At 41.4% G+C, this 2945-nt stretch carries 4 protein-coding genes; all 4 read left to right on the top strand.

Annotation, left to right across the window (positions count from 1 at the left end; translation table 11 throughout):
* Positions 1-66: 66 nt before the first annotated feature.
* From E1163_RS01285 to E1163_RS01270, 4 genes are read left to right on the top strand one after another with little or no spacing between them, the layout of a single operon-like run.
* Positions 67-897: a rhomboid family protein gene (locus E1163_RS01285; protein WP_155168717.1), complete on the top strand. Its 831-nt coding sequence runs from the start codon at positions 67-69 to the stop codon at positions 895-897.
* A gap of 7 nt (positions 898-904) precedes the next feature.
* Positions 905-1393 carry a MepB family protein gene (locus E1163_RS01280; protein ID WP_155168716.1) on the top strand — a complete coding sequence of 163 codons (489 nt, stop codon included), beginning with the start codon at positions 905-907 and terminating at the stop codon, positions 1391-1393.
* Positions 1394-1396: 3 nt separating this feature from the next.
* The gene (locus E1163_RS01275) at positions 1397-1999 is read left to right on the top strand and encodes a hypothetical protein (protein WP_155168715.1); all 603 of its coding nucleotides are present in this window, start codon (positions 1397-1399) and stop codon (positions 1997-1999) included.
* A 15-nt stretch (positions 2000-2014) separates the two neighbouring features.
* On the top strand, positions 2015-2767 hold the full coding sequence (locus E1163_RS01270; RefSeq protein ID WP_155168714.1) for a DUF1835 domain-containing protein: 753 nt from the start codon (positions 2015-2017) through the stop codon (positions 2765-2767).
* Positions 2768-2945: the final 178 nt, after the last annotated feature.

Here is a 2945-nt window from a genome sequence, read left to right as displayed (position 1 = left end):
TAGCTCTACAAAAACAACACTTCTATCACAAAAAAGTATTAAATTGATTTTTTAATCAGCGCCCGAATGGAATCCGTTATTTACCTTTTGATTGCTATTATATTTCTGGTTACTTATCAGGGTTTTAGAGATACTGCTTTTCGGGAAAAGTACATTTTTGATGTTGATCACATCCTCATACACAAGGAGTACTACAGGGTTTTTACCTCTGCCTTTTTGCATGGCGACTGGTACCATTTGATATTTAACATGCTGGCACTGTCATCTTTTGGTGAGTTTGTTTTGTTAGTCTACGGCATTAAAAACTTCATTTTAATATACCTCATCAGCTTAATTGGTGGTGGGTTACTCAGTTTGTATTTTCATCGAAACTACGGCGATTACCGCGCCCTGGGTGCTTCCGGGGCTATTTCCGGAATTGTTTTCTCCACCATATTGATCTCTCCCACTTCTGAAGTATCTCTTCTATTTATTCCCTACGGCTTCCCGGCATGGGCATTTGGTCTTGCCTTTGTGGCTTATACTGTCTGGGGTATCAAAAAGGGCAGCGATAACATTGGCCATGATGCACATCTGGGGGGTGCCATTTCAGGCATGGTCACCACCATAGTCATTGATCCTGAGCTATTGTCTACCAACTATTGGATATTTGTTTTATTGATGGCTCCCTGCCTTATTTTTCTCATATTTGTTTACAGGAACCCTGAATATTTACTAATTGAAAGTACATCTCTAAAGCCATTTATAAACACAGGAAAAAGAGTTTTTGAACCTCAAAAGAGTCCGGAGGACGAGCTCAATGATTTGCTGGACAAAATAAGCAGTCAGGGAATAGACTCATTAACTGCCTGGGAGAGGAAGAAGCTGGAAGAGTTATCAGGAAAAGAATTAAAATAATCCAGGTTTGAACAGACTGCTCACTGATCTCAAAAACAAGATTTATGACCCATGCTCACTACAGGTAACCGGTTATCGTGACGAACCGGAAAGCCAAGAGTACAATGCCTGCCGGTTTGAACTTAATGGGCTAGGTATCATTTGCAGAAGTGCGAAGATAACACCCAAAAAAGCCGGGCAATTCGTTACCTTTTGGAAAAGAAAGGACAATGGACCTATCGAACCTTTCCATGAAACCGATGCCTTCGATTTTTATGTAGTGAATGTTGAAGACGAAGGTAAGTTGGGGCAATTTGTGTTTCCAAAATCGGTGCTGATCAAAAAAGGAGTGGTTTCAACAGACGCGAAAGAAGGTAAAAGGGCTATCAGGGTTTATCCACCCTGGAGCGAAGTGAAAAGCAAACAAGCAAAGCAGACCCAAAAATGGCAATTGGAGTATTTTTGGACGACCGAAGCTGTATCAGACTTAACAAGAGTAATAAATCTATATAATTGAACAATGATAAGAAAAGCCATATTAATTTTTGGTTTATGCCTGCTCATGACAGAGGGTAAAGCAGATCGTCTTGCCTGTTGGATATTGGAACCCGTGGAAGTTCAACTGGAAAACAATACGACAAAGACCGGGTACTTGATGTGGAACGATCAATGGCTGAATGATCCCTCTACGGATCAGCCGTTTGATAAAAAGGTAAAAGACTACTACTCAAAGCCAGGCAGGGGATATTTAGTTCTATATGAACAAGTTTATCAATTAGGTGGACATTTACCTTGCGAAGGTGTAGTAACCACTGAAAACTCAATAGACTCTATTAGTATTGAGATGGTACGAAGCGTAAAGCAACTACCCCATAAAGGTGAAAAAATATCAGGAGCAGGGTCAATCACAACACTGCAAAAACAGAGCATTGAATTGCTTAAAAATAAACCGTCCTGCTTTTATATATCTGAGAGTACAGTATCTGAAACCTATTTCTTAAGCTACGATAGTGAAACTGATGTTAGTCAACTTCAGGGAATCAGTGAAACAAGTGACTATTGGCTGAAGAGGGAAGCATTTGAAAAGCAAGGCATTATTATCATAATGATCGCCTGGGACTAAAAACTTAAAAAAGATATGAGCTCGAAATACCACATACTCAACGGCGATGCCCTAAAAGAGCAATTTCCTGATGACTTACCGGGAGATATCATTGTACTAAGGGAATGTCTTATAGATGGCCCTGTTCATGGCAAGACTCCTGATGAATTTTACAAGGTCAGAGCAAAATTTATATCTGAGCTTGATTCCGGTATTCCTGAGGGCACTTATTATGACAGAACGGTGCCTGAACTGGACAAGGTATCGGCGATACCTGATAATAGTGATGTAACCATGTGGTTTGAAGACGACCTGTTTTGCCAGGTAAATTTTTGGTTTGCTGTCAGTCTGTTGCTTCAGAAGAGCATTCAGCTTTTCCTGGTCAGGCCTCCATACCACAACCTGTATGGCTTTGGAGGGCTGGACAACGATGCCCTCCAGACGGCATTTAAAGAAAGAGCCGCTATTACGGAGCCCGGTAAAATAGCACAGCTTTGGGAGGTTTATAAAGCTGGTGACTCCATGAACCTGCTACAATTAGCCGGGGAGCTGGAACAAAAATATCCTTTTATTAAAAATGCCGTACAAGCCCACATCGACCGGCAACCTCAGGGCGATTTTCCCGGAAGACCAAAAGCTTCATTAAAAGCTATTATGTCTGAGCTGCAAACGGATAACTTCGGAACCATTTTCCAGGAATTTTGCAAAAGGGAAAGCATTTATGGTTATGGCGACCTGCAGGTGAAGAGGCTGCTTGATGAGGTTGTTAAGGAGGGGGACAGAAGTTAAAATATTTCACTGCAGAAGTTATCAGTAATCAGTTTTTGGTAATCGGTGAATTCCTGAGTGAACGGTGATCAGATCGGAAGCCAGAAGACCGGAGTCGGTAGTGGCCGGTAGTATGTTAGAGAATTGGAATTTTGAATATTTCTACGAGACTACTATCCCCTTGAGGGGATTATAGGGG

The organism is Fulvivirga kasyanovii (assembly GCF_009711405.1).
GTDB lineage: Bacteria > Bacteroidota > Bacteroidia > Cytophagales > Cyclobacteriaceae > Fulvivirga > Fulvivirga kasyanovii.
Note: the sequence above shows the minus strand (reverse complement) of the source record. Positions and strands in the feature narration are given on the sequence as shown.

Bases quoted from the DNA above. Each gene is read 5' to 3' on its own strand.
- E1163_RS01275 (WP_155168715.1), top strand. From the start codon at position 1,397: ATGATAAGAAAAGCCATATTAATTTTTGGTTTATGCCTGCTCATGACA.
- E1163_RS01285 (WP_155168717.1), top strand. From the start codon at position 67: ATGGAATCCGTTATTTACCTTTTGATTGCTATTATATTTCTGGTTACT.
- E1163_RS01270 (WP_155168714.1), top strand. From the start codon at position 2,015: ATGAGCTCGAAATACCACATACTCAACGGCGATGCCCTAAAAGAGCAA.